A 23,522-nucleotide genomic window follows, 5' to 3' on the forward strand; every position below is an offset into this window, starting at 1 on the left:
GAAAAAGGGGGAAGAGGATGAAGAAAGTGAAGAAGCTATGGGGAATGGGTCTTGCACTGGGACTTTCATTTGCGCTGATGGGATGCACGGCAAATGAGCAGGCTGGAAAAGAAAGCGGAGAAGATAAGGCAAAGACAAGCGGAGAAAAGGTACTGTACTTAAATAATGAAAATGAACCGACTTCGTTTGACCCGCCGATCGGTTTTAATAATGTGTCTTGGCAGCCGTTAAATAACATCATGGAAGGGTTAACGCGCCTCGGTAAAGACAATGAACCGGAGCCGGCGATGGCAGAGAAGTGGTCTGTGTCGAAGGATAAAAAAACGTACACATTTACGATTCGGGAAAATGCGAAATGGACGAACGGAGACCCTGTGACAGCCGGAGATTTTGAATATGCTTGGAAACGGATGCTTGATCCGAAAACAGGAGCATCTTCCGCGTTTCTCGGCTACTTTATTGAAGGCGGCGAAGCCTATAACAGCGGAAAAGGGAAAAGAGACGATGTGAAGGTGACGGCAAAGGATGATCATACCCTTGAAGTGACACTTGCCGCGCCGCAAAAATATTTCCTGAGCGTGGTGTCAAACCCGGCGTATTTTCCGGTTAACGAAAAAGTCGATAAAGAAAATCCAAAGTGGTTTGCTGAAGCTGATACATTTGTCGGCAACGGCCCGTTTAAACTGGCGGAATGGAAGCATGATGACAGCATCACAATGAAAAAAAGCGATACGTACTGGGATAAAGAAACCGTTAAGCTTGACAAAGTGAAATGGGCAATGGTGAGTGACAGAAATACAGATTACCAAATGTTTCAGTCTGGAGAATTGGACACCGCATACGTACCGGCTGAGCTAAGTGACCAGCTACTGGATCAAGACAACGTGCACATCGTTGATCAGGCGGGTTTATACTTTTACCGCTTTAATGTCAATATGGAGCCGTTTCAAAATGAAAACATCAGAAAAGCCTTCGCAATGGCTGTTGATCAGAAGGAAATCGTAAAATACGTCACGAAAAACAATGAAAAACCGGCACACGCTTTTGTTTCGCCCGGGTTTACACAGCCTGACGGCAAGGACTTTCGGGAAGCGGGCGGAGACCTGATCACACCAAATGAAAACAAAGCGAAGCAGCTGTTAGAAAAAGGAATGAAGGAAGAGAAGTATGACAAGCTGCCTGCGGTCACGCTTACTTACAGTACGAAACCGGAGCATAAAAAGATTGCTGAAGCCATCCAGCAAAAATTGAAAAATACTCTTGGCGTCGATGTGAAGCTGGCCAATATGGAGTGGAACGTGTTTTTAGAGGAGCAAAAAGCGCTTAAGTTCCAATTCTCACAAAGCTCATTTCTGCCTGATTATGCGGACCCTATCAGTTTCCTGGAAGCCTTCCAAACAGGAAATTCGATGAACCGCACAGGCTGGACCAACAAAGAATATGATCAGCTGATGAAGCAGGCGAAAAATGAAGCGGATGAAAAAACGCGTTTTTCACTCATGCATAAGGCGGAAAAGCTTCTCATCAATGAAGCACCTATTATTCCGGTTTATTTCTATAATCAGGTCAATCTGCAAAACGAACATGTAAAGGACATCGTCCGGCACCCTGTCGGCTATATCGATTTAAAATGGGCCGATAAAAACTAACACTGCGATTGAGAAAATACTGCTCTCTTTATGTGAAGGAGCGGTATTTTTTCTCTTATTTATACGTATACGTAGGGTGCAGAGCAAATGAAGGGAGCTGATCGGAGTTGAATCACAAGCCGAACGCACTGAAAAAAGGCGATATAGTCGGTGTCATCGCACCTGCAAGCCCGCCTGATCCGAAAAAGCTTGACACGGCGCTTTTGTTTTTAGAGGAGCTCGGCCTTCAGGTAAAGCTGGGCAAGGCGCTGAAAAACCAGCACGGCTATTTAGCGGGACAGGATGATGAGCGGCTGGCTGATCTGCACGAGATGTTCAAAGACCAGGAGGTGAAAGCGGTGCTGTGCGCATGCGGAGGCTTTGGCACGGGACGGATCGCCTCAAGCATTGATTACAGCTTGCTCCGCAAACACCCTAAAATCTTTTGGGGATACAGTGATATTACGTTTTTACATACCGCCATCCATCAAAACACGGGCCTCGTCACTTTTCACGGGCCGATGCTCAGCTCAGATATAGGCCTGGAAGACGTTCATCCCCTGACAAAAGCGTCGTATCAGCAGCTGTTTCAAGAGATGGCATTCACCTATACAGAAAAACTTTCACCGCTGACGGTGCTTGTCCCGGGAAAAGCGGAAGGGGAGCTTGTCGGCGGCAATCTATCCTTGCTGTCATCTACACTCGGCACGCCGTTTGAGATTGATACGAGGGGAAAGCTCTTGTTTATTGAAGATATTGACGAGGAGCCTTATCAAATTGACCGGATGCTGAATCAGCTGAAAATGGCAGGGAAGCTGTCGGACGCAGCCGGCATTCTTGTTTGTGATTTTCATAATTGTATCCCGGTGAAACGGGAGAAATCTTTGACACTTGAGCAGGTGCTCGAAGACTATATTGTGTCCTCCGGAAGGCCTGCTCTTAGAGGGTTTAAGATTGGCCACTGTTCGCCGAGTATTGCCGTTCCGATCGGTGCGCACGCGGCCATGGATACAGCTAAAAAAACGGTCGTCATTGAGGCGGGCGTTTCTGGAGGGGCGCATTGAGTATGAAAATAATAAAAATAGACACAAAACGGGTCGCCGTGCCGCTGACAAAGCCGTTTAAAACGGCGCTTCGCACAGTGTATACAGCTGAATCTGTGATCGTAACGATCATTTATGACAATGGCGCAATCGGATGGGGAGAAGCGCCTCCGACGATTGTGATTACCGGAGACAGCATGGACAGTATCGAAAGTGCGATACACAACGTCTTAAAGCCGGCACTGCTTGGAAGAAGCGTGTCCGGCTGCGAGGCCATTCTGCATGACATCCAGCATCTTCTGGCGGGAAATCAAAGCGCAAAAGCAGCTGTGGAAATGGCTGTATACGACGGCTGGGCGCAGATGGGCGGACAGCCGCTTTACCAAATGCTCGGCGGATATCGAAGCACGCTTGAAACGGACTACACCGTCAGTGTGAACCCGCCTGAAGAGATGGCGGCGGATGCAGAGCGTTTTCTTAAACAAGGCTTTCAAACGCTAAAAATAAAGGTTGGCAGAGATGACATTGAGACAGATATCGCCCGTATTCAAGAAATCAGAAAACGGGTCGGGCCTGGGGCGAGGCTTCGTTTGGATGCCAATCAGGGATGGGCGCCGAAAGAAGCGGTAACCGCTATTCGGAAAATGGAGGATGCCGGCCTGGACATTGAGCTTGTCGAACAGCCTGTCCATAAGGATGATCTTGCCGGGCTCAAGAAAGTGACGGATGCAACGGACACGCCAATCATGGCTGATGAAAGTGTATTTACTCCGCGACAGGCATTCGAAATCCTTCAAACCCGCAGCGCCGACCTGATCAATATTAAATTGATGAAGGCAGGAGGAATCAGCGGAGCAGAGAAAATCAATGCCATGGCAGAGATTTGCGGGGTGGAGTGCATGGTCGGCAGCATGATCGAAACAAAGCTCGGCATTACAGCTGCGGCGCATTTCGCGGCAAGCAAAAAAAACGTTACGCGCTTTGACTTCGATGCCCCGCTCATGCTGAAAACGGATTTGATCAAGGGCGGAATTGTATACAGCGGCAGCACGATTACGTTGCCAGACAAACCGGGTCTTGGCATTACAGGAGTTGTGCTTCAGAAAGGAGAAACGGAGACATGAACCATACTGTTATATCAGCAGTTGCCAACATATGGACGGCGCCTGATTCACCTCGTCCATTTGATCACACAATGCTCGATCCAACCGTGTCGATCAGAGAATGGCTCAAGATCATGACCTATGATCAGCGGCTTGGGTTATGTAAAGATAATGTGATCCAAACGCAGGTTCTCTTTGGCGAGGAGGTGCTGGTCACGGCGGAACAGGATGAATGGGTGTCTGTCATTGTGCCCGGCCAGTCATCCCGCAAGGATAAACGCGGATATCCGGGCTGGATGAAAAAGAACCAGCTGATAAACACAAATCTCACACAATCGAATCACACCGTGTCGATCAGCAAACCAACAGCTTTTTTGTATGGGGATACCCGAGAAAAGGAAATTGAACTGAGCTTCTTAACTGCTCTGCCTCTGATTGGTGAAGAGGACGGCTTTTTCAAAGTAGCGACTCCTATTGGAGATAGGCTTCTGAGACAAACTGATGCGGAGCTTGTTCAGCATAAGAAAGGAACGGCCGAAGACATCATTCAGACAGGGGCATGTTTTCTCGAACTTCCTTATTTATGGGGAGGTATAAGCGGATTTGGATTTGACTGCTCTGGTTTTATGTACAGCTTATTTAAAGCCAATGGGTACAGTATTCCCCGTGATGCGGGAGACCAGGCGAAAACAGGGAAGAAAGTGCCGCTTCACGACATCGGTGCCGGTGATCTGCTATTTTTTGCATATGAAGAAGGAAAAGGAGCAATTCATCACGTGGGTCTGTCCATAGGAGACGGAAAAATGCTTCATTCTCCTAAGACAGGGAAATCGATCGAAATCATCACGCTGAAAAATACAGAATATGAAAAAGAGCTTTGTGCGGCACGCCGCTGTTTTTCAGAATGAGGAGGGAGACACATGACACCACTGCTAGAGGTCAGTCAGCTGAAAATGCATTTTGACGCAGGGAAAAAGCGAACAGTCAAAGCGGTCGACGGGGTAACCTTCCAGGTTCATGAGGGGGAGACGTTCGGGCTTGTCGGGGAATCCGGCTGTGGGAAATCAACCTTGGGAAGAGTGCTGATGCGTCTATACCATCCCACAGAAGGAAGCGTCAAATACCGCGGAACCAATCTTCACGCCCTCAGTGAGAAAGAGCAGTTTGCCTATAACCGCAAACTGCAGATGATTTTTCAGGACCCTTATGCATCACTCAATCCGAGGATGACAGTTCGAGAAATCATTCTAGAGCCGATGGAAATTCACAATCTTTACAATACCCATAAAGCGCGGCTCCTCGTTGTGGACGAGCTGCTTGAGGCAGTAGGGCTTCACCCGGATTTCGGCAGCCGTTACCCACATGAATTCAGCGGAGGCCAAAGGCAGAGGATCGGGATTGCCAGAGCGCTGTCATTGAATCCGGAGTTCATCGTAGCGGACGAGCCGATTTCTGCGCTTGATGTGTCGGTTCAGGCGCAAGTGGTCAACCTGCTGAAGCGGCTTCAAAAAGAAAAAGGGCTCACGTTTCTGTTTATTGCCCATGATTTATCGATGGTAAAGCATATCAGCGACAGGATCGGCGTTATGTACTTAGGCCACATGATGGAAATTACAGATAGCGGCACATTGTATCGTGAACCGCTGCACCCGTATACGAAGGCGCTGCTGTCTTCGATTCCGATTCCGGACCCTGAGTTAGAGGACAAGCGTGAGCGCATTATTTTAAAAGGGGAGCTGCCGAGTCCGGTTCATCCGCCGAGCGGCTGTGTGTTTCGGACGCGCTGCCCGGAGGCGATGCCTGAATGCGGGGAATCACGCCCTTTGCTTCAAGAAATCGAAGCCGGCCGTTTCGTTGCCTGCCATTTATATCGAAATGCTGAAACGAAAGAAAAGGTGAGATAAATAAAAAGCTGGCTCCGTTGTTAGGAGCCAGCTTTCTTTTATGATTGCTGTAAAAATTTCACGCATACCGGATAAGGGACAGAAACGGTTGAAGGAAGCAGTGTCAGCCGGCCTGTCTCTGTGTCTCTTTCAAACAATACGAGATTGCCTGTTTCTTCGTTTGAAGCGACAAGGAAGGACTCCGTTGGATCCAGCACAAAGTCACGAGGCCAGTTTCCTTCAGTCGACACTCTTTCCACAAATGCCAGCTCGCCTGAATATTGATTCACTTCAAACACAGCGATACTGTCATGGCCGCGGTTTGCTACGTAAACAAAACGGCCGTCCTGAGTGACATGAATGGCGCTTCCCTGGCTGTTATCTGTGAAATCATCAGGAATGGCAGAGACGACTTGAAGTTCTCTGAATTCGCCGGCTGTCGGATTGTATTCAAGCGCAATTACTTCATTGCTTAATTCTGTCATGACATAAGCGTACTTTTCTTTTGGGTGAAAAGCGATATGACGAGGGCCTGCACCTGGAGCGAAGGAATGGCTACCAGATTCCTTCAATTCACCGTCTTTTAGTTGATAGGTGTACAGCTTATCTGTCCCTAAGTCAACCGCTACAACATAATTATGTTCAGGTGTAAAGCCCGCATAGTGTGTATGCGGCTTTTCCTGTCTTTCATGCGGACCCTTTCCTGTATGGGCGGCTTCTGAAGCGGGGGACTGCAAACCTCCGTCTTTTTGAACCGGAAAAGCGTGCACCTTCCCGCTGTGATAGTTGGCTGTCAATACGTATTGCTGATGATCATCGACGCTTACATGACATGGCGATGGGCCATCGATTAACTGATGATTCAGAAATGTTAATTCGCCGCTATTTTTATCGATTTGATAGGCAGCAACACCGCCTATTCCGTCTGCTTTTTCAATTGAATAAAGAATCGTGTTGTCTTTATTCGGCGTCACATATGTGGGGTTTCCCAGCTTTGCAGCAAGCTTTGGCTCGCTGAGTGTTTTTTTGTCAGCATCCAGCTCAAATGAATAAATGCCTTCACTTCCGCCTTTTGTATATGTTCCGACATATCCTATGTACTTTGTCATGCGATTTCCCCCTTAAAAATGATGTCATCTCTATATTAACGTATCTTACTGAAATACGCTGTTTAAAACATGAAAAAGGGGAATATTCTTCATTCGCCTCGAATGAGCGGCATCGTACAGCATCTGAAGGCACCGCCTGATTTGATAATTTCTGACAAGTCAATTTCGATGATGTGATAGCCTCTTTTGGATAATTCACGATTGACATGACGATTGCCCGGCAGGCTGATGATAGTCTTTCTGCCGATAGACAGGACATTGGTGCCAAGTGTAAATTGTTCGTTTTCCGGTACCTCAATGAGATTGTAACGGTCCGCCAGCATATCCACTTCCTGCTGCGGAAGGGCTTTAGGGTAGATTAACGCTTCGCTTTCAGAAATAATATTAAATACGCAGTCCAAATGCAGAAATTTTTCATGGAGCGGAACTGGGATAATGGTGTATTCAGGAAGCTCTTCTTGCAGCTGGCCGACCGCTGAGATGTCCGTCCGCTGGCTGATTCCGACATAAACGGTATCACCATCTATGACGACGTCACCGCCTTCAATGCTAGTATCGAGCATCCGGGTATAAGGAATCCCTTGATTGTGGAAAAATTCTTTTATCACAGCTTCTTCCCCTTGGCGAATGGGCTCAGTCATGCTGGAAAGAAAGGCTTTTTCCCCGATGACAAAACCGATATCCCGGGTAAATACCTGCTCAGGCAGTCCGTGTTGAACAGGCAAAAGGATGACCTCAATACTGTGTGACCTGAGCTCTTCTACTAAGCGGCTGTGCTGCTCTTTGGCGGTTTTGACCTGAATATTGTCATCTTCAAACTGTTTTTGGGTTTCATTAATTACGTCCTTAATTGTCATATGCTCGGGTTTGCATAAAATAACTTTCTTCAAGGTGCCATATTCTGTTTGGCATACGGTTTTGTGCTGATGTTTTGGAACGGATACATCCATTTGTTTCTCCTCCTGACCGTGTGAAATACGTATATTATTCCCTCATCATCCTGATCATTAAACATTCCAGAAAGAAAACCTCACAGACAAACCATTTTAAATTTTAGACAAATGGATGAGAATATTGTTTAATAGGAGAATATGAGTGCATTTACTAATCGATCAGACATCAAAGGGGAGAAAGGTATGGAAGCACAGGAAACAAAATTTTGTAAAGAGTCAAAGGTTGTAAAAACCAGCAGGGTATTCCCTCTTGATACAAACAATCATAATACGCTGTTTGGCGGAAAACTGATGAGTTATATCGATGATATTGCGTCTATTTCCGCAGCGCGCCATTGCAGACGTGATACGGTAACGGCTTCGATGGACTCTGTCGATTTTCTGAAACCGATCGGGCAAAGGGAGTCTGTCTGCTTGGAATCTTATGTGACGTGGGTGGGCACATCTTCCATGGAGGTGTTTGTGAAAGTCATCAAAGAGCATCTGATGACTGGTGAAAGGGAACTCGCCGCGACATCCTTTTTGACCTTTGTCGCATTAGACTCCAACGGCAAGCCGGTGCCTGTGCCGAGAGTTGTACCGGAGACAGAAGAGGAAATCATGCTGCATAACACAGCGGTTCAGCGTGCAAGTGAACGGAAAAACCGAAAAAAACACAGTCAAGCGCTGGCAAATGCGCTTGGAACAGACAAGCCTTGGTAAACATGAAACCCAAAACAAATTTGTTTTGGGTTTTTTTGTGCCTTCGGATTATTTCGCTGCCGATGCTGATAAACCACAAAGATTAGTCCGTTTTTGCTAGGGAATTCTATGCAAAAGCAACAATTGTCACGTTAAATTGATAATTTTGTGGCAACTTTTTTAAAGATTCATTTGAAATATATCTTTTAAGGGCGGGATCATGTATTTTAAAGGTATATTAAAAATACATCTTTTCGGAAGGGTTGTTAAACGATGTTAGATAATAAAACAATCGAAATCATAAAAAGTACTGTGCCAGTATTACAGCAGCACGGTGAATCCATTACAGGACGTTTTTACGACCTCATGTTCCAAAATCATCCTGAGCTTTTAAACATTTTTAATCAAACAAACCAAAAGAAAAAAACACAGCGTACTGCCTTGGCGAATGCTGTTATTGCAGCTGCCGCCAATATTGACCGGCTTGGCCATATCATTCCGGTCATCAAACAAATCGGCCATAAACACCGCAGTATCGGCATTAAGCCTGAACATTATCCGATTGTCGGCAAATATTTGCTGATTGCCATTAAAGATGTTTTGGGAGATGCAGCGGCTCCTGACATAATGCAGGCGTGGGAGAAAGCGTATGGGGTAATAGCTGACGCGTTTATCAGAATTGAAAAAGAAATGTATGAGCAGGCAGAACACCAAACCGGCGGATGGAAGGAGTATAAGCCTTTTGTCATAGCGAAAAAAGTGCGTGAAAGCAAAGAAATTACATCCTTCTATTTGAAACCGGAAGACGGCAAGCCGTTATGTGAATTTCAAGCAGGGCAGTATATCAGCATCAAAGTCCGGATTCCTGATTCTGAATATACGCATATCCGTCAATACAGCCTGTCCGATATGCCGGGAAAAGACTATTATCGAATTTCAGTTAAGAAAGACGGTGTGGTGTCTTCTTATCTACACAATAAGCTGCATGAGGGGGATACATTAGAAATCAGCGCACCGGCAGGGGATTTTGTTTTAGATTTCTCATCCCGTAAAGATCTCGTTCTGCTTAGTGCCGGAGTTGGCATTACGCCGCTGATCAGCATGCTGAAAACGTCTGTTTCCAAACAGCCTGAGCGGCAGATTGTGTTTATCCATGCCGCGAAAAATAGTGAATACCACGCGCTACGCGATGAAGCAGAAGAGGCAGCAGAACATTCTTCTGTTAAAACGGCATTTGTGTATCGCGAGCCAACAGAAAAAGACCGAACAGGTAATATTCAATTTCATGAAGGGCAGATTGATCAGCAGTACCTCAAAGCTCTGATTGCCAATACAGATGCGGATTATTACATTTGCGGTTCACCGTCATTTATCACTCACATGCACAAGCTTGTATCGGAACTCGGATCAGCGCCAGAGTCTATCCATTACGAACTGTTCGGTCCTCAATTAAGTATGGCGAAGTCTATTTCTTAACATATACGCGGCTCTTCTCAAATATTGGGAAGAGCCTTTTTTAGGATAATAGAAGAAGGCGGACGAGCGCCTTCTTCTACATCCGTACAATGACTGATCCGCCTCCGCTGGTGCATACGCGATTTTGCTGCTCTTGAATCGTTCTCAGCAATTCATTGTTCACCTCGATAGCTCTGATCAATTGTTCCATTTTAAGCTCTAAACCGGCCAGCCTGTCAGCTGTATGGTATGGCTGATAGGCTACGGATTTTTGCTGTATGCTTTCATAGTGCCAATTGGCACTCTTATGCTGATGTTTCATGCTGTCCCTCCAATCAACATGGCTTTCTACTATGTTATGTGCCTGCATTCTGCACGTTCGCCTATTTAGATGCTGGATGAAGAGGTAAAGATATGCATAGCGTTACGGTCCCAGGGAACAATATATTCATTATGGCTAGCGGATGGAGGGCAATGATCAGTGTTATGGATGGTATGGGCATTTTTACTCAAGCCTGTTATCGTGTTTTCGATTGCTTATATTTTGTTTCGGCTTGCCGGTAAAAAAGCCGTGTCACAAATGAACAATTTTGATTTGCTTTTGACCTTCGCAATCGGAACCATTATCAGTGAGCCGATTCTCACATCCAAACTGCCGATGTCTATTTATTACGCGTGCTCCTTTTTATTGCTTTATCTTCTGATGAGCAAGCTTGCTCTTTCTAATAAGTGGAGGTGGCTGCTGGTGGTCAGTCCGACAGTGTTAATCCGAAACGGGGATATCGATGAGCGCGGACTCAAAAAAGAGAGGCTGACCGTCAATGAGCTGCTCGGAAAACTGAGAGAAAAGGGCTATGCTGATCCGGCTGATATTGATCTTGCCATCATTGAAGAAACGGGAGAAGTAAGCGTAATCCCGACAGAAGAAGCGAGAGCAGTGCAGATGCGGGATTTGAATATGGAGGCTGAGCGGAACTTTATCCCAATCCCCCTCATATTGGACGGTGAGATCCTTGATCACAATTTGAAGTACCTTCAAAAAAACCGAAGCTGGCTGTATGAAAAGCTTGAGGAAAAAGGGCACAGCCCAAAACAGCTGTCTTTGATCACGCTCGGCACGTTAAATGACCGCGGTGACATCTCACTCGATTTGAATACAGCCAACGATTCGCACCATGACCCGTATTTGTACAAGCCTGGAAATAACAATTAATTTGCTGCCGACATTCTTTCGCGCTTTTTTGATAGATTAGATTGTGCCTTCTGCAAAGGAAATGTTCCCCCTTACGTCAAATGTACACTTAGGTAAGGAGGGAATGGAACATGAGGGACTTATTCATTAGAAAAGACATGGCGCCGACAGTCAGTCTGCTGTATTCCGCAGTGGAAGAAAACAGACTCCGTTTGGCATCTATTGTTAGCCGCATGACTCACAGAGAACTATATGATAAGGGGTGCTGTCAAACAAAAAACAGCACGGCACAGCTGCTGCAGCATATCGCAAATGTTGATATCAGATGGGTGTGGCGCATAAAGGAGAATCGGGTCCCTGACCATATTGAAGACATTTACGGCCCGATGACAGATGAAAGCGGACGATTGCCTGAACCAAAGAATCAGCCGGGATTAGAAGAGCTTTTGACAAGGCACCAACATGTCGTAAACGAGCTGAAATCGGTATGTAAGACCTTGACCGAGAACGATTTGCATCAAACGCTTTCTTACGAGGGTGACAAGGCAACAGTAAGATGGGGCATCTGGCATATGGCGGATCATAATCGCTATCATCAAGCCCATATTGAAGCCCTCAAAAAAGAATGGAAGCAGGATATAATCAAAAATGCGCGCTGAAACGAAGCTTGAGACCGAACGGATTCGTTTGCGCTGTATGGAGGACAGGGATCAAGAAGCTTTACTTGAGCTTTTCAGCGACCCTGAAGTGATGAAGTATTATTCCGGTTTAAAAGATAAACAGGAAACCCGCGAGTGGATCGCTTGGAACAAAAGAAATGAAAAAGGGTATCGGGTCAGTCTCTGGATCGCCGAGGACAAACAGTCGGGGGATTTTTTAGGCCAATGCGGAATCGTTCCTCAGCAAACTGAAAATGAAACGGCGATGGAAATCGGCTATATGTTTGCACGCCGGCACTGGGGAAACGGCTATGCGCAAGAAGCGGCCAAAGCCTGCCTGGAATATGGCTTCAATCACCGGCAGTACGGCAAAATTGCGGCTTTGATTGACCCGGATAACAAAGCGTCTATACGGGTGGCGGAGAAAATCGGCATGCTTTACAGCCGGACGATCAGAAAATGGAATAAACCGATCGCTGTGTATGAAAGAAAATCTTACAATTGAAGACAGCATTGAGGTGTAGTATCATAAGACCAGATAAAGTTTTCTAGGGTTCCGCATGTTAATTGATATGGACTGGTCCGAGAGAAAACACATATGCGCATCATAACAGCGCATATGCACACGGAGGGAAAAAAGCCCGGGAGAGTCAAGCTCATTAGAGTCGACTGTCCGGGGTTTTTTTGTTTTCGGACAATAATAGGAGGAAAGGAATGATGTGATATGAAATGGGGATTGGTTGTGCTGGCCGCCGTGTTTGAGGTTGTTTGGGTTGTGGGCTTAAAGCATGCTGACTCACTCTTAACATGGAGCGGCACTGCCGTCGGTATCATATTTAGCTTTTATTTATTAATGAAGGCGACAAGCAGCCTGCCGGTCGGTACTGTATACGCCGTCTTTACAGGTCTTGGCACAGCAGGAACGGTGATGAGTGAAATGTTTCTGTTTCACGAACCGGTCGGATGGCCGAAGCTTGTGTTAATCGGTGTGCTCTTAATCGGTGTGATCGGATTGAAGCTTGTGACACAGGATGAGGCTGATGAAAAAGGAGGCGAGGCATAATGCTTCATTGGATCAGTTTATTAGGCGCGGGCTTTTTGGAAATGGCAGGCGTCGCACTTATGAATCAATTTGCGAAAGAAAAAAGCGCGAAATGGGTGGTGCTGATCATTATCGGTTTTGCCGCCTCATTTTCCTTATTATCGTTTGCTATGGAAACCATTCCGATGGGCACCGCTTACGCCGTTTGGACAGGCATTGGCACCGCGGGCGGGGCGCTTATCGGCATTCTCTTTTACAATGAGCAGAAAGACGCCAAACGGATCTTCTTTATCGCTTTAATCTTGTGCTCGGCCGTCGGTTTAAAAATTCTGTCATAAATTGATTTTTATCAAATCTTCAGTATAATGGATAATTAGTCTAGACTTACAAAGATAAGAGGGATTATTCATGAAATCATATATGACCCAGCGGTTAAATGAATACCGTGACGGAAATGAAGATAAAGGGCGCCTCTTGGTCAGCTGTCCCGACCAGCCGGGAATTGTTGCTGCGGTTTCTGCGTTTTTATTGGAACATGGCGCCAATATTATTGAATCCAATCAATACACGACAGATCCTGAAGGCGGGCGTTTTTTCCTGAGAATTGACTTCGATTGCAAGGGCATTCAGGAGAAAAAAGAAAAACTCCAGGACGCGTTTTCGTCTATTGCGGATACATTCGACATGACGTGGAGCTTAACGATGGCCAGCGAGCTGAAGCGTGTCGCTATTTTTGTATCAAAGGAGCTTCACTGTCTGCATGAGCTCATTTGGGAATGGCAAACAGGCAATCTCATGGCGGAAATCGCGGTTGTCATCAGCAACCATGAAGATGCGAGAGACCTTGTTGAACCGCTGAATATTCCATTCCACTATTTAAAAGCGAACAAAGATATCAGAGCGGAAGTGGAGAAACAGCAGCTTGAACTGCTGGAGCAATATGATATTGATGTGATCGTTCTTGCTCGCTACATGCAGATCTTAACGCCTGATTTTGTGTCAGCTCACCCGAATCGAATCATTAATATCCACCATTCCTTCCTGCCTGCTTTTATCGGTGCCAATCCGTATAAACGGGCTTATGAGCGGGGGGTCAAATTGATTGGCGCAACTTCTCACTATGTCACAAATGACCTTGATGAAGGGCCGATCATTGAACAGGACATTGAGCGTGTTGACCACCGCGACAATGCCGACGCGCTGAAAAATATCGGCAGAACGATTGAACGCAGCGTTCTTGCCCGCGCTGTGAAATGGCACTTAGAAGACCGTGTCATCGTTCACGAAAATAAAACAATTGTCTTTAACTAGACTGCCAGGCGCCCGCGTAATGCGGGTTTTTTTGATGTGTAAAAAAACTTGACAAGAAGCTTTTTTCTTTGCATAATATAAAAAAATCATTGAGCGTTGAAGAGGATTAGTAAGCAGATCTTTCTGTGACAGAGAGCAAAATGAGTGGCTGAAACATTTTGCCGCATGAAACCTGCCGAACCTGCCTTGGAGTCTTAGGGGGAAAACCTAGGCGCATAACCTGGCGTTACAGGGAAGCGGAACGTGCTGAAGTGCGTTCAAACAAGGTGGTACCACGGAAACCCATTTCGTCCTTATCAATAAGGATGAAATGGGTTTTTTTATTGTAAGTTGGCTGGCGAAAAGCCGCGGAGGAGAATAAATGAAAAAACAAAGAATAGTAGTGAAGATAGGAAGCAGTTCGCTTACAAATAGCAACGGAAGCATTGATGAGGTAAAAATCAGAGAACACGTTCAGGCAATTTCTCTTTTGAAAAAAGCGGGGCATGAACTGATTTTGATTACCTCGGGAGCAGTAGCGGCGGGGTTTTCCAGTCTCGGTTATCCGTCCCGTCCCGTCACCATCAAGGGAAAACAGGCGGCAGCCGCGGTCGGACAAACACTGTTAATGCAGCAATACATGAATCAATTTAAACAATACTCACTTACCCCGGGACAAATCCTTTTGACGAGAAATGATTTTTCGAAAAGAGAGCGGTATCGAAACGCGTATGCAACGATAATGGAATTACTGGAGCGCGGCGTCATTCCGATTATCAATGAAAATGACTCTACATCTGTTGAAGAATTGACATTCGGGGATAATGACATGCTTTCTGCGTTGGTCAGCGGTTTGATTCATGCGGACCAGCTCATGATTCTCACTGACATTAACGGGCTGTATGATGCCAATCCGAATAAAAATCCTGATGCGAAGCGATTTGATTACCTGCCGGAGATCACCCCTGAATTGCTGGGATACGCGGGTTCAGCTGGATCAAAGGTCGGCACTGGCGGTATGAAATCAAAGCTGCTGGCCGCACAAACCGCACTGTCTCTTGGGGTCAAAGTATTCATCGGAACAGGCAGCGGTGAACAAAAGCTGGCGGATATTCTAGACGGCAGGGGAGATGGGACTTATATCGGCGACAAGGAGCTATCCTCAGTCAACAATACGAGACAATGGATTCAATTCCACTCGCCGATATCAGGAGAAATTGTCATTGACGCGGGTGCCCAAGAGGCGATGGTTTATAACGGAAGCAGTCTTTTACCGGCTGGCGTAGTGGGCGTGAACGGAAGCTTTCCAAAAGGGGCTGTCGTGGAAGTCCGGGGACCGGGCGGTGTGATCGGCAAAGGCCAGACCCATTATTCATCTGAGGAAATTATGGAGGCAAAAGGCAAACGAAGCAATGAGCTTGATTTTGACAAAACGTTTGAGGTCATTCACAGGAATGACTGGGTCAACTTAAAAGACTAGGGGGCGGAAAAATGAGTGAAGTTTCTGTAAAAGCGAAGCTGGCAAAAGAAGCAGCAGATGAAATGATGATGAAAACAACGGCTGAAAAGAATGAGGCGCTCAGTCTCATTGCAAACGGACTCCGGAAAGAATTGGATTTTCTCTTATCGGAAAATGCAAAAGACATAAAGAACGGAAAAGCAAATGGGTTAACACCCGATGTCATTGACCGTCTCACGCTGGATGAGAAACGCATACGCGACATCGCGGACGCGGTAGAGCTATTGATTGATCTGGCTGACCCAGTCGGCGAATCTCTTGAAACAATTGAAAAAGAGAACGGCCTGTTTATTGAAAAAATCCGTGTGCCGCTCGGAGTTGCCGGAATGATTTATGAGGCGAGGCCAAACGTCACAGTTGATGCAGCTACCCTTTGCCTGAAAACAGGGAATGCGGTCGTCCTGCGGGGGAGCTCCTCAGCCATTCACAGCAACAAAGCACTCGTCGGTGTTATTCACAGAGCGCTTGAGAAGTCAGTGCTTCCAATCAACGCTGTGCAGCTGATTGAGGATACGAGCAGAGAGACAGCAAAAGAACTCTTTACGTTAAATGACGGCTTGGATGTATTGATTCCGCGCGGTGGCAAAAAACTGATCGATCTCGTTGTTAGAGAATCAACAGTCCCAGTATTAGAAACCGGAGCCGGCAACTGTCATATTTTCATAGATGAAACGGCAAATCCGGAAATGGCAGAAAGGATCGTTGTAAACGCCAAAACGCAGCGCCCTTCCGTTTGCAACGCGATTGAATCACTGCTGATCCACAAAGCGTGGGCAGAGCAGCACGGAAAAGAATTGCTGACGCAGCTGGAAAAAGCGGGAGTCGAAATCCGCGGTGATGAATTCGTATGTGGACTTCATTCTTCAAGCAAACAGGCGTCAGAAGAAGATTGGGGAACGGAATACTTAGGGCCTGTCATCAGTGTAAAGACGGTTGAAAGTGTACAGGAAGCTGTACAGCATATCCAGAAATACGGCACTAATCATTCTGAAGCCATTTTAACTGAAAACGATAAGCATGCAGCTTACTTTCAAACGGCTGTCGATGCCGCCGCGGTTTATCATAACGCGTCGACCCGTTTTACCGATGGCTTTGAATTTGGCTACGGAGCAGAAATCGGCATCAGTACACAAAAGCTTCATGCAAGAGGACCGATGGGTCTTCCTGCATTAACTTCTACAAAATATATCATTAAAGGAACAGGACAAATCCGCGAATAGCGGGGCAATGTTCGATGAAAAAGCTTATCTCGTAACGGGATAAGCTTTTTTGTGCGCTGAAAAATTGACACAATAAATTAGATTGTGTACAATTAAATTGTATAAAATATATTTAGGGGGACACAAAGATGAGTCAGCCATTATTTACAGCGTCTGTTTCAGCGGTAGGAGGAAGAGAAGGAAAGGTGATTTCATCAGACCGCGTTCTCGAGCTCGATGTCGCAATGCCGGGAACACCGAGAGCAAAGAAATTAGAAAAAGCGACAAATCCGGAGCAGCTGTTTGCGGCAGGTTACGCAGCTTGCTTTGACAGTGCACTTCAGCTTGTAGCAAGAACAGAACGAGTAAAAGTGGAGACAGAGGTTACAGCGCATGTCAGCCTGCTAAAGGATGAAGCAGATCAAGGCTACAAACTGGGTGTGACGCTGCAGGTGAAAGGAAAAGGTGTCAGCGCATCAGAATTACAGGCACTTGTCCAAAAAGCGCACGGTGTCTGCCCTTATTCAAAAGCAACCTCCGGCAATATCGATGTCACATTGGAAGTCGCTGAATAAAAAATGAGGATGCCTCACATAGGGCATCCTCATTTTTTTTGGTGCAGGGTTTCAAGCAATGTATATAGAGCCGATTTTAAGTGTTTTAATTCCTCGCCGGACTGGCCTGAGAGTGCCAGAATCGTTCCCGGAATATCAGCCGCTTTTTCTTTTAATAATGTTCCGTTCTCTGTCAGGCTGATCATCACCAACCGCTCATCCTCTTCAGATCTTTTTCTGGTAATCAAGTCCTGCTGCTCCATCCGTTTCAGCATCGGTGTCAGCGTTCCGGAATCCAAATACAGAAGCTCGCCCATTTTTTTGACGGAAAGTGTTTCGTGTTCCCACAATAAAAGCAAAGCCAAATATTGAGGGTATGTCACATTCAGCTTTTCAAGCAGCGGCTTGTACTGCTTTGTCATTTCCCGCGAACTCGCATAAAGCAAAAAACAAAGCTGATTCTCTAATTTCATATGATCAAATCCATTTTGCATCTGTGTTCACCAACTCTTTCTGACATTACATACTATTGTAGCTGAAAATCACCACTTTTCCTATTCTCGGCAAACAAAACATGTTTAAAAAGATGTGTATGGGAAATATAACAACTAAAGACAAATAAGGAGGCTGAAAACAAATGGCATTATTTACAGCAAAAGCCACTGCTCGCGGTGGACGTTCAGGACATATTCAATCAGATGACGGGGTTCTCGATTTTGACATTGTCATGCCCAATGCAAAAAAAGAAGGACAAACCGGTACAAACCCGGAACAGCTCTTTGCCGCAGGCTATGCAGCATGCTTTGGCGGCGCGCTTGAACACGTGGCCAAAGAACAAAATATTGATATTGATTCAGAAATAGAAGGCCAGGTCAGCCTCATGAAGGATGAGAAAGACGGCGGCTTTAAAATCGGAGTCACACTAGTCGTCAATACAAAGGGATTGGATCGGGATCAGGCCCAAAAGCTTGTCGAGGCTGCTCATGAATTCTGCCCTTATTCTAAAGCAACAAGAGGAAATGTTGATGTGAAATTGGAATTAAAATAATTTGCGGCATCCTGAGAGTTCTCAGGATGTTTTTTTGCGGATAATAACGGATTGGTTATGATCTTTTCGAAGTGTGAATACATGTAGTATAGGTAGATTCAGACTAGAGAAAAGGTGAGCAAATGAAAAGACCGAAGCTGTCAGTTTGTATGATTGTTAAAAATGAAGAACGTCATATTGTCCGCTGTTTAGAAAGCGTGCAGCATATTGCTGATGAAATCATTGTCGTTGATACCGGATCAAACGACCAAACAGAAGAAATTTGCAGAAGTTTTCATGCTCAGGTCTATCATCATCAATGGACACAGGATTATTCGCAGGCAAGAAACATCAGTTTACATCATGCCAAGGGTGAGTGGATTTTGATTTTGGATGCAGATGAAGAGTTAGACTTGGATACGGGAAGCTTGTTGCGTTCACTGCTGAATGACTGCAGGCAGTCCCTTGGTTACGTGAAGGTTATAAACTATACGGGAAAGCAATGGGATGAAAACGAAGCATTTGAACAAATGCAAATCAGGCTGATACGGAATCAGCGGAAGATAACTTTTAAGGGAAGAATTTGCGAAAAGCCCGTGGGTGAGGAGGCAAGCGGCGCTTTCTCTCTCCCTTGTGTTATTCACCATTACGGCTATCTGGAGCAGGAGGCAAAGTGTAAGCATAAACACAATGTAAGCATATTGAATACAGAATTATCGTCGTCATATGCCGACCCGCTTCTCATTTATCAAAAAGCAGCTGAGTACGACAGAGGCGGCGAACCGAGCAAAGCCATCCGCCTGGCAATGAATTTCATAAATGAATGTAACAGCAAAAAGCAAATTCCTCCAGCGTTTATATATTATATCAAGTTTAAACTCCTCATTGATACTGAACGGTATGAAGAAGCTGAACGGGATATTGATGAAGCGCTGCGGCATTATCCGGATTACAGCACCCTTTACTACTACAAAGGGATAATGATGTATCAGCATAAAAAAGTCAGAGAAGCGATTACAGCATTTGAATCCTGTCTGCAAACGCAAGGTGAAAACCATCAGTACGTACAGGTTAAAGGAGCCGCTGATTTTCGATCCCTTTGCTGGCTGGGCGTCTGTCACGCTGAATTGAATCAACATATGACAGCAGTTTTATATTTGCAAAAAGCGCTGAAAGCAAACCCGAGGTGTACTCAGGCACAGCAACTGCTCAGCGAATTAACAAAGGATCAGGCCGTACATGCCTGATCCTTTAATATTCTTTTTTATGGTCAACATCCCGCCATGCTTGGAACGGAGACAAATGCTCCGCAAGAGTCACGTGATAAAAGGGGATCGTTCTCTCTTCAGCAGGTTTATCAATTTCTTCATAAATAAATGAATCATCAAATCCTGCTTCAGCAGCATCTGTATGCTCAGCAGCAAAGTAAACGGCTTTCGGCCGGGCCCAGTAGATGGCGCCTAAGCACATGGGGCATGGCTCGCAGCTCGTATACAACATGCAGTCATCCAGCTGGTATGTCCCAAGTGCTTTACAGGCGTTTCGAATAGCAGTCACTTCCGCGTGGGCAGTCGGATCATTGCTTGTAGTGACGTTGTTCTGTCCCTCGGCTATAATAATTCCATCCTTCACGATAACGGCTCCGAAAGGCCCGCCGATTCCAGCTTTCACTCCTTCACGTGCAAGCTCGACAGCCCGCTTTAAAAACGCTTCATGATTCATCCCAAACCCTCCCAGTCGATCGAATGATATAAGTATAGCCGAAAAGAAGTGCAAAAAACATTCTCAAAAAAATGAAAAATAAACAAAATATTTGGGGGATTTGCTAAGATGAAAAAAGGGAGGGGAGCATATGCTGCATTTGTATATTGCCAGGCATGGACAGACGCATTGGAACGTAGAAAAAAGGATGCAGGGCTGGCTGGATTCTAGTCTAACAGAACTTGGACTGTACAACGCCCGTGCTCTTGGAAAACGGCTGAAGGATATTGAATTCAATCAGGTTTACATCAGCCCGAGCAAGCGGACAGAAGAGACGGCAAAAGCTATATTGGGATCGCGTCGCCTGCCGCTGGTGAAAGATCGTATATTCAGAGAGATGTCACTGGGGCCTTGGGAAGGGAAAAAACAAGAGGATATTGAAAGAGACGAACCGGATCTTTTTCATGCTTATTTTCAGAATCCTGAAGCATATCGCCAGCCGGGATGTGAAAGTTTTTTTGACCTTGAAAGCCGGGTAAGACTGGCTCTCCAATCGATTTTAAACAGCCATTCTTCCGGGAATGTTCTTCTGGTTACCCATTCTGTCTTTATATTGATGCTGTTAAATATCATAAAGGGAAGAGGCATTCATGACATATGGAACTCCTCTTACATACATGATACGTCTTTGAGCCTTGTGGCATTTGATAAAAACGGAACAGCCGATATTTTAAAAGAAGGGGATGGAGAGCATCGAAAACCGATTTCCGTTTTCTAAAAGAAAAACCATCTGCATCTGCAGATGGTTTTCATCTTAAACAAGCTGTGTCTGCTTGGCTCTTGCCTGTTTCGCCGCCTCAACCATATTTTTTAAGGCTGCGACTGTTTCTTCCTGCTGTCTTGTTTTTAAACCGCAGTCAGGATTTACCCAAAAACGGTCAGTCGGACATACGGCAAGCGCATCAACGATAATGTTGTACATTTCTTCAGTTGACGGGACACGGGGACTGTGAATGTCATAAACACCAAGACCGAGTCCTTTCAAATACGGATGCTCTTTTAAGTAATCCAAAAATCCTCCGTGGCTTCTGCTGTGCTCGATCGTAATAACATCCGCGTCAAGATCATTAATCGTATCGACGATGTCTTCAAAGTTGCTGTAGCACATATGCGTATGAATTTGCGTCTCGTTTTTCACGGAAGAAGTGGTTAATCTGAATGCTTCTGCCGCCCAAGTCAAATATTCATCCCAATCGTGGGTTTTTAACGGAAGGCCTTCGCGCAGGGCTGGCTCATCGACTTGAATGATTTGAATGCCTGCGTCTTCAAGCGCTTTTACTTCTTTGCGAAGGGCGAGCCCGATTTGGAACGCGATTTCTTTTCTCGAGATATCGTTCCGAGGGAAAGACCAATTTAAAATCGTAACAGGCCCTGTCAGCATTCCTTTTACATGCTTGGATGTTAACGATTGAGCGTATACAGTATCTTTTACTGTCATCGGTTCAATAAACTCTACATCTCCATAAATCACTGGCGGGCGGACACAGCGTGAGCCGTATGATTGAACCCAAGCGTATTTTGTGAAGGCAAAGCCGGCCAGCTTTTCACCAAAGTATTCAACCATGTCTGTCCGTTCGAATTCACCGTGAACAAGAACATCAAGATCCAATTCTTCCTGAATATCAATCCATCTTTTCGTCTCCGCATTGATAAAGTTTTGGTATTGTTCATCAGACCACTCGTTTTTCCGCCATTTTTGGCGTGCGCTCCGCACTTCAGCAGATTGCGGGAAACTTCCGATCGTAGTCGTCGGCAAAAGCGGGAGGCCAAGAGATTCATTTTGCAGGGATAAACGTTCTTCAAACGGAATCGGGCGCTTGAAGTCTTTATCGCTTAACTGCTCCAGCTCTTTCTTTTGTTCAGAATTCGCGCCTGTTGCAAACTGTTTAAGCGCTTTGATGTCGGCTTTCGCCTGCTGAATTTGCTCACTGATTGCGGCTTTGCCTGATACTAAGCCTTCTTTTAAAGCTGTCAGCTCTGCCAGTTTTTCTTTTGCGTAGGACAATCCGTTCAGCAGATCCTGTTCCAAATGCTCATCGGGGTGTTTAGCTACCGGAACATGAAGCAGGCTGCTGGAAGGCTGAATCCATAGTTCATCAACCTGTGCGAGGCTGAGGATATGAAGCACGGCATCGAGGCGTTCTTCAAGATCCGCTTTCCAAATGTTGCGGCCGTCTATAACGCCGGCTGCCAGCACTTTATCTTTCGGAAAGCCGTGTGTCTTAAGCTGTTCCAGGTTTCTGCCCTTATCATGAACGAAATCAAGCCCGATGCCCTGTACAGGATAAGAAATGAGCTCCTCATAAGCATCAACAGAATCGAAATACGTTTGCAAGAGCACATTCAAGGAAGAAAGCTCATTTGTGATGCTTTCGAATAACTCTTTTACGCCGCGTACATCCTCTGCTGAAGCGGTGACAAGCGCAGGTTCATCAATTTGCACCCATTTTACGCCTTCTTCTTCAAGCTCTTTTAAAAGCTGAACATATAAAGGAACGAGGCGCTTTTGAATTGCTTTAGCTTCAGATGGCTCGTAGCCTTTTGCAAGCGTGACGAACGTATAAGGGCCGACGATAACAGGTTTTGTTTCAACGCCGTACTCCTGTTTGATTCGGCGGTAATCTTCAAGCTGTTTGTTTCTTGTCAGTCGGAACTCTAAGCTCTCGTCATATTCAGGCACGATGTAATGGTAATTTGTATTAAACCATTTTGTCATTTCACTTGATACGGCGTCTTTTATTCCGCGGGCGATGGCGAAGTATGTATCTGTACGGTCAGTCAGGTGTCTGAAGCGTTGCGGGATCCAGTTGAAGCTGACCGCCGTGTCAAGAACGTGATCATACTGTGTGAAATCAGAAACAGGCACAACATCAATCTGCTGGTCAATTTGCGTTTTCACTGCGGATAAGAATAATTCATCGATTTGCTTCAAAAACGTATCTTTATCGCTGTTTCCTTTCCAATACGCTTCAAGCGATTTTTTCCATTCTCTGTTCAGTCCGATTCTTGGGAATCCTAAATTCGATGTTTTGATTGTTGTCATTGTTTCTCCTCCTTTATATGTAAAACACTCTTGTTGACCCGCGGATACAGGCTATTAAGAGGTTTTCTCACAACTAAAAAGCCTCTTTCCCATGAGAGAAAGAGGCTTTTTTACAAAACATATAGCCTCTCTCATCTCTCAGAAACAATCTGATGGAATTAGCACCGTGCCTTAAGAGATATAAATCTCGGCGCGAAAATCAGTGCGCCCCATTTCACAATGGAATTACGGTCGGTTGCTGTTGGGGTCAAAAGGCCAATCCCTCGCCCAACTCTCGATAAGAGAAAATGTTATTAATTTTTTGAAAAGTTGAATCATTTGTTGGTAATCTTAACAGCAAGTCAAATTCATTGTCAACAGAGATTTTAAATTTTATTTTAC

Annotated in this window: 25 protein-coding genes and 2 riboswitches; of the genes, 19 read left to right on the forward strand and 6 right to left on the reverse strand. The window is 45.6% G+C overall.

Features of this window, described 5'->3' with window-relative positions:
* The first annotated feature begins 17 nt into the window (after positions 1-17).
* The 5 genes from dppE to HC660_RS07165 all read left to right on the forward strand — a co-directional run bounded on the left by dppE (position 18) and on the right by HC660_RS07165 (position 5,678).
* Positions 18-1,649: a dipeptide ABC transporter substrate-binding protein DppE gene (gene dppE, locus HC660_RS07145; protein WP_168747551.1), complete on the forward strand. Its 1,632-nt coding sequence runs from the start codon at positions 18-20 to the stop codon at positions 1,647-1,649.
* 107 nt (positions 1,650-1,756) lie between these two features.
* A complete protein-coding gene (locus HC660_RS07150) occupies positions 1,757-2,692 on the forward strand; it encodes a S66 peptidase family protein (protein ID WP_168747552.1) in 936 nt (311 codons plus the stop codon).
* A 2-nt stretch (positions 2,693-2,694) separates the two neighbouring features.
* Positions 2,695-3,795 (forward strand): L-Ala-D/L-Glu epimerase, encoded by a 1,101-nt coding sequence (gene ykfB / locus HC660_RS07155; RefSeq protein WP_168747553.1) that lies wholly within the window; start codon positions 2,695-2,697, stop codon positions 3,793-3,795.
* Positions 3,792-4,682 (forward strand): gamma-D-glutamyl-L-lysine dipeptidyl-peptidase, encoded by an 891-nt coding sequence (gene eepC, locus HC660_RS07160; RefSeq protein WP_168747554.1) that lies wholly within the window; start codon positions 3,792-3,794, stop codon positions 4,680-4,682. The genes ykfB and eepC overlap by 4 nt, the downstream gene beginning before the upstream one ends.
* A gap of 12 nt (positions 4,683-4,694) precedes the next feature.
* Positions 4,695-5,678 (forward strand): ABC transporter ATP-binding protein, encoded by a 984-nt coding sequence (locus tag HC660_RS07165; RefSeq protein ID WP_168747555.1) that lies wholly within the window; start codon positions 4,695-4,697, stop codon positions 5,676-5,678.
* Positions 5,679-5,716: 38 nt separating this feature from the next.
* Here HC660_RS07165 and HC660_RS07170 read toward each other — a convergent pair whose 3' ends face one another.
* Together HC660_RS07170 and HC660_RS07175 are read right to left on the reverse strand one after the other, a co-directional pair.
* Positions 5,717-6,766: a lactonase family protein gene (locus HC660_RS07170; protein ID WP_168747556.1), complete on the reverse strand. Its 1,050-nt coding sequence runs from the start codon at positions 6,764-6,766 to the stop codon at positions 5,717-5,719.
* 89 nt (positions 6,767-6,855) lie between these two features.
* A complete protein-coding gene (locus HC660_RS07175; RefSeq protein ID WP_168747557.1) occupies positions 6,856-7,716 on the reverse strand; it encodes a dimethylarginine dimethylaminohydrolase family protein in 861 nt (286 codons plus the stop codon).
* 186 nt (positions 7,717-7,902) lie between these two features.
* Here HC660_RS07175 and HC660_RS07180 point away from each other — a divergent pair, with 186 nt between their 5' ends.
* Both HC660_RS07180 and hmpA read left to right on the forward strand, forming a co-directional pair.
* Positions 7,903-8,421: an acyl-CoA thioesterase gene (locus tag HC660_RS07180; RefSeq protein WP_010333945.1), complete on the forward strand. Its 519-nt coding sequence runs from the start codon at positions 7,903-7,905 to the stop codon at positions 8,419-8,421.
* Positions 8,422-8,673: 252 nt separating this feature from the next.
* Entirely contained in the window at positions 8,674-9,876 is a 1,203-nt protein-coding gene (gene hmpA, locus HC660_RS07185; RefSeq protein ID WP_168747558.1) for an NO-inducible flavohemoprotein, read from the forward strand.
* A 76-nt stretch (positions 9,877-9,952) separates the two neighbouring features.
* Here hmpA and HC660_RS07190 read toward each other — a convergent pair whose 3' ends face one another.
* Positions 9,953-10,177 carry a hypothetical protein gene (locus HC660_RS07190; protein ID WP_168747559.1) on the reverse strand — a complete coding sequence of 75 codons (225 nt, stop codon included), beginning with the start codon at positions 10,175-10,177 and terminating at the stop codon, positions 9,953-9,955.
* A gap of 159 nt (positions 10,178-10,336) precedes the next feature.
* On the opposite strand from HC660_RS07190, the gene HC660_RS07195 reads away from it, so the two are divergent.
* The 9 genes from HC660_RS07195 to HC660_RS07235 all read left to right on the forward strand — a co-directional run bounded on the left by HC660_RS07195 (position 10,337) and on the right by HC660_RS07235 (position 17,331).
* Entirely contained in the window at positions 10,337-11,068 is a 732-nt protein-coding gene (locus tag HC660_RS07195) for a DUF421 domain-containing protein (RefSeq protein WP_010333949.1), read from the forward strand.
* Between the two features lie 110 nt (positions 11,069-11,178).
* Entirely contained in the window at positions 11,179-11,706 is a 528-nt protein-coding gene (locus tag HC660_RS07200; protein WP_168747560.1) for a DinB family protein, read from the forward strand.
* Positions 11,696-12,211 carry a GNAT family N-acetyltransferase gene (locus HC660_RS07205; protein ID WP_010333951.1) on the forward strand — a complete coding sequence of 172 codons (516 nt, stop codon included), beginning with the start codon at positions 11,696-11,698 and terminating at the stop codon, positions 12,209-12,211. The genes HC660_RS07200 and HC660_RS07205 overlap by 11 nt, the downstream gene beginning before the upstream one ends.
* A 32-nt stretch (positions 12,212-12,243) precedes the next feature.
* Positions 12,244-12,356: riboswitch (guanidine-I (ykkC/yxkD leader) on the forward strand.
* Positions 12,357-12,430: 74 nt separating this feature from the next.
* Complete coding sequence (locus HC660_RS07210) at positions 12,431-12,769, forward strand: DMT family transporter (protein WP_010333952.1); 339 nt, start codon at positions 12,431-12,433, stop codon at positions 12,767-12,769.
* A complete protein-coding gene (locus HC660_RS07215) occupies positions 12,769-13,086 on the forward strand; it encodes a DMT family transporter (RefSeq protein WP_010333953.1) in 318 nt (105 codons plus the stop codon). The genes HC660_RS07210 and HC660_RS07215 overlap by 1 nt, the downstream gene beginning before the upstream one ends.
* 70 nt (positions 13,087-13,156) lie before the next feature.
* The gene (gene purU / locus HC660_RS07220) at positions 13,157-14,059 is read left to right on the forward strand and encodes a formyltetrahydrofolate deformylase (protein WP_168747561.1); all 903 of its coding nucleotides are present in this window, start codon (positions 13,157-13,159) and stop codon (positions 14,057-14,059) included.
* Positions 14,060-14,420: 361 nt separating this feature from the next.
* Positions 14,421-15,518 carry a glutamate 5-kinase gene (proB, locus tag HC660_RS07225; RefSeq protein WP_168747563.1) on the forward strand — a complete coding sequence of 366 codons (1,098 nt, stop codon included), beginning with the start codon at positions 14,421-14,423 and terminating at the stop codon, positions 15,516-15,518.
* Between the two features lie 11 nt (positions 15,519-15,529).
* Positions 15,530-16,777, forward strand: a complete 1,248-nt coding sequence (proA, locus tag HC660_RS07230; protein ID WP_168747565.1) for a glutamate-5-semialdehyde dehydrogenase — start codon at positions 15,530-15,532, stop codon at positions 16,775-16,777.
* A 128-nt stretch (positions 16,778-16,905) separates the two neighbouring features.
* Positions 16,906-17,331, forward strand: a complete 426-nt coding sequence (locus tag HC660_RS07235; protein WP_010333956.1) for an organic hydroperoxide resistance protein — start codon at positions 16,906-16,908, stop codon at positions 17,329-17,331.
* A gap of 29 nt (positions 17,332-17,360) precedes the next feature.
* On the opposite strand, the gene ohrR is transcribed toward HC660_RS07235, so the two are convergent.
* Positions 17,361-17,804 (reverse strand): organic hydroperoxide resistance transcriptional regulator OhrR, encoded by a 444-nt coding sequence (gene ohrR / locus HC660_RS07240; RefSeq protein WP_168747567.1) that lies wholly within the window; start codon positions 17,802-17,804, stop codon positions 17,361-17,363.
* A gap of 143 nt (positions 17,805-17,947) precedes the next feature.
* Between ohrR and ohrB the strand changes: the two genes are divergently transcribed.
* Together ohrB and HC660_RS07250 are read left to right on the forward strand one after the other, a co-directional pair.
* Complete coding sequence (gene ohrB / locus HC660_RS07245; protein WP_010333958.1) at positions 17,948-18,358, forward strand: organic hydroperoxide resistance protein OhrB; 411 nt, start codon at positions 17,948-17,950, stop codon at positions 18,356-18,358.
* Positions 18,359-18,480: 122 nt separating this feature from the next.
* Positions 18,481-19,584: a glycosyltransferase family 2 protein gene (locus HC660_RS07250; protein ID WP_168747569.1), complete on the forward strand. Its 1,104-nt coding sequence runs from the start codon at positions 18,481-18,483 to the stop codon at positions 19,582-19,584.
* A 4-nt stretch (positions 19,585-19,588) separates the two neighbouring features.
* On the opposite strand, the gene guaD is transcribed toward HC660_RS07250, so the two are convergent.
* A complete protein-coding gene (gene guaD / locus HC660_RS07255; RefSeq protein WP_095713465.1) occupies positions 19,589-20,059 on the reverse strand; it encodes a guanine deaminase in 471 nt (156 codons plus the stop codon).
* A 130-nt stretch (positions 20,060-20,189) separates the two neighbouring features.
* On the opposite strand from guaD, the gene HC660_RS07260 reads away from it, so the two are divergent.
* Positions 20,190-20,816, forward strand: a complete 627-nt coding sequence (locus HC660_RS07260; RefSeq protein WP_168747571.1) for a histidine phosphatase family protein — start codon at positions 20,190-20,192, stop codon at positions 20,814-20,816.
* A 36-nt stretch (positions 20,817-20,852) separates the two neighbouring features.
* Here the strand turns inward: HC660_RS07260 and metE are convergent, their stop codons facing one another.
* On the reverse strand, positions 20,853-23,141 hold the full coding sequence (gene metE / locus HC660_RS07265) for a 5-methyltetrahydropteroyltriglutamate--homocysteine S-methyltransferase (RefSeq protein ID WP_168747572.1): 2,289 nt from the start codon (positions 23,139-23,141) through the stop codon (positions 20,853-20,855).
* 128 nt (positions 23,142-23,269) lie between these two features.
* Positions 23,270-23,425: riboswitch (SAM riboswitch) on the reverse strand.
* Between the last annotated feature and the right edge of the window lie 97 nt (positions 23,426-23,522).

It is taken from the genome of Bacillus mojavensis (assembly GCF_012648005.1).
Lineage (GTDB): Bacteria > Bacillota > Bacilli > Bacillales > Bacillaceae > Bacillus > Bacillus mojavensis.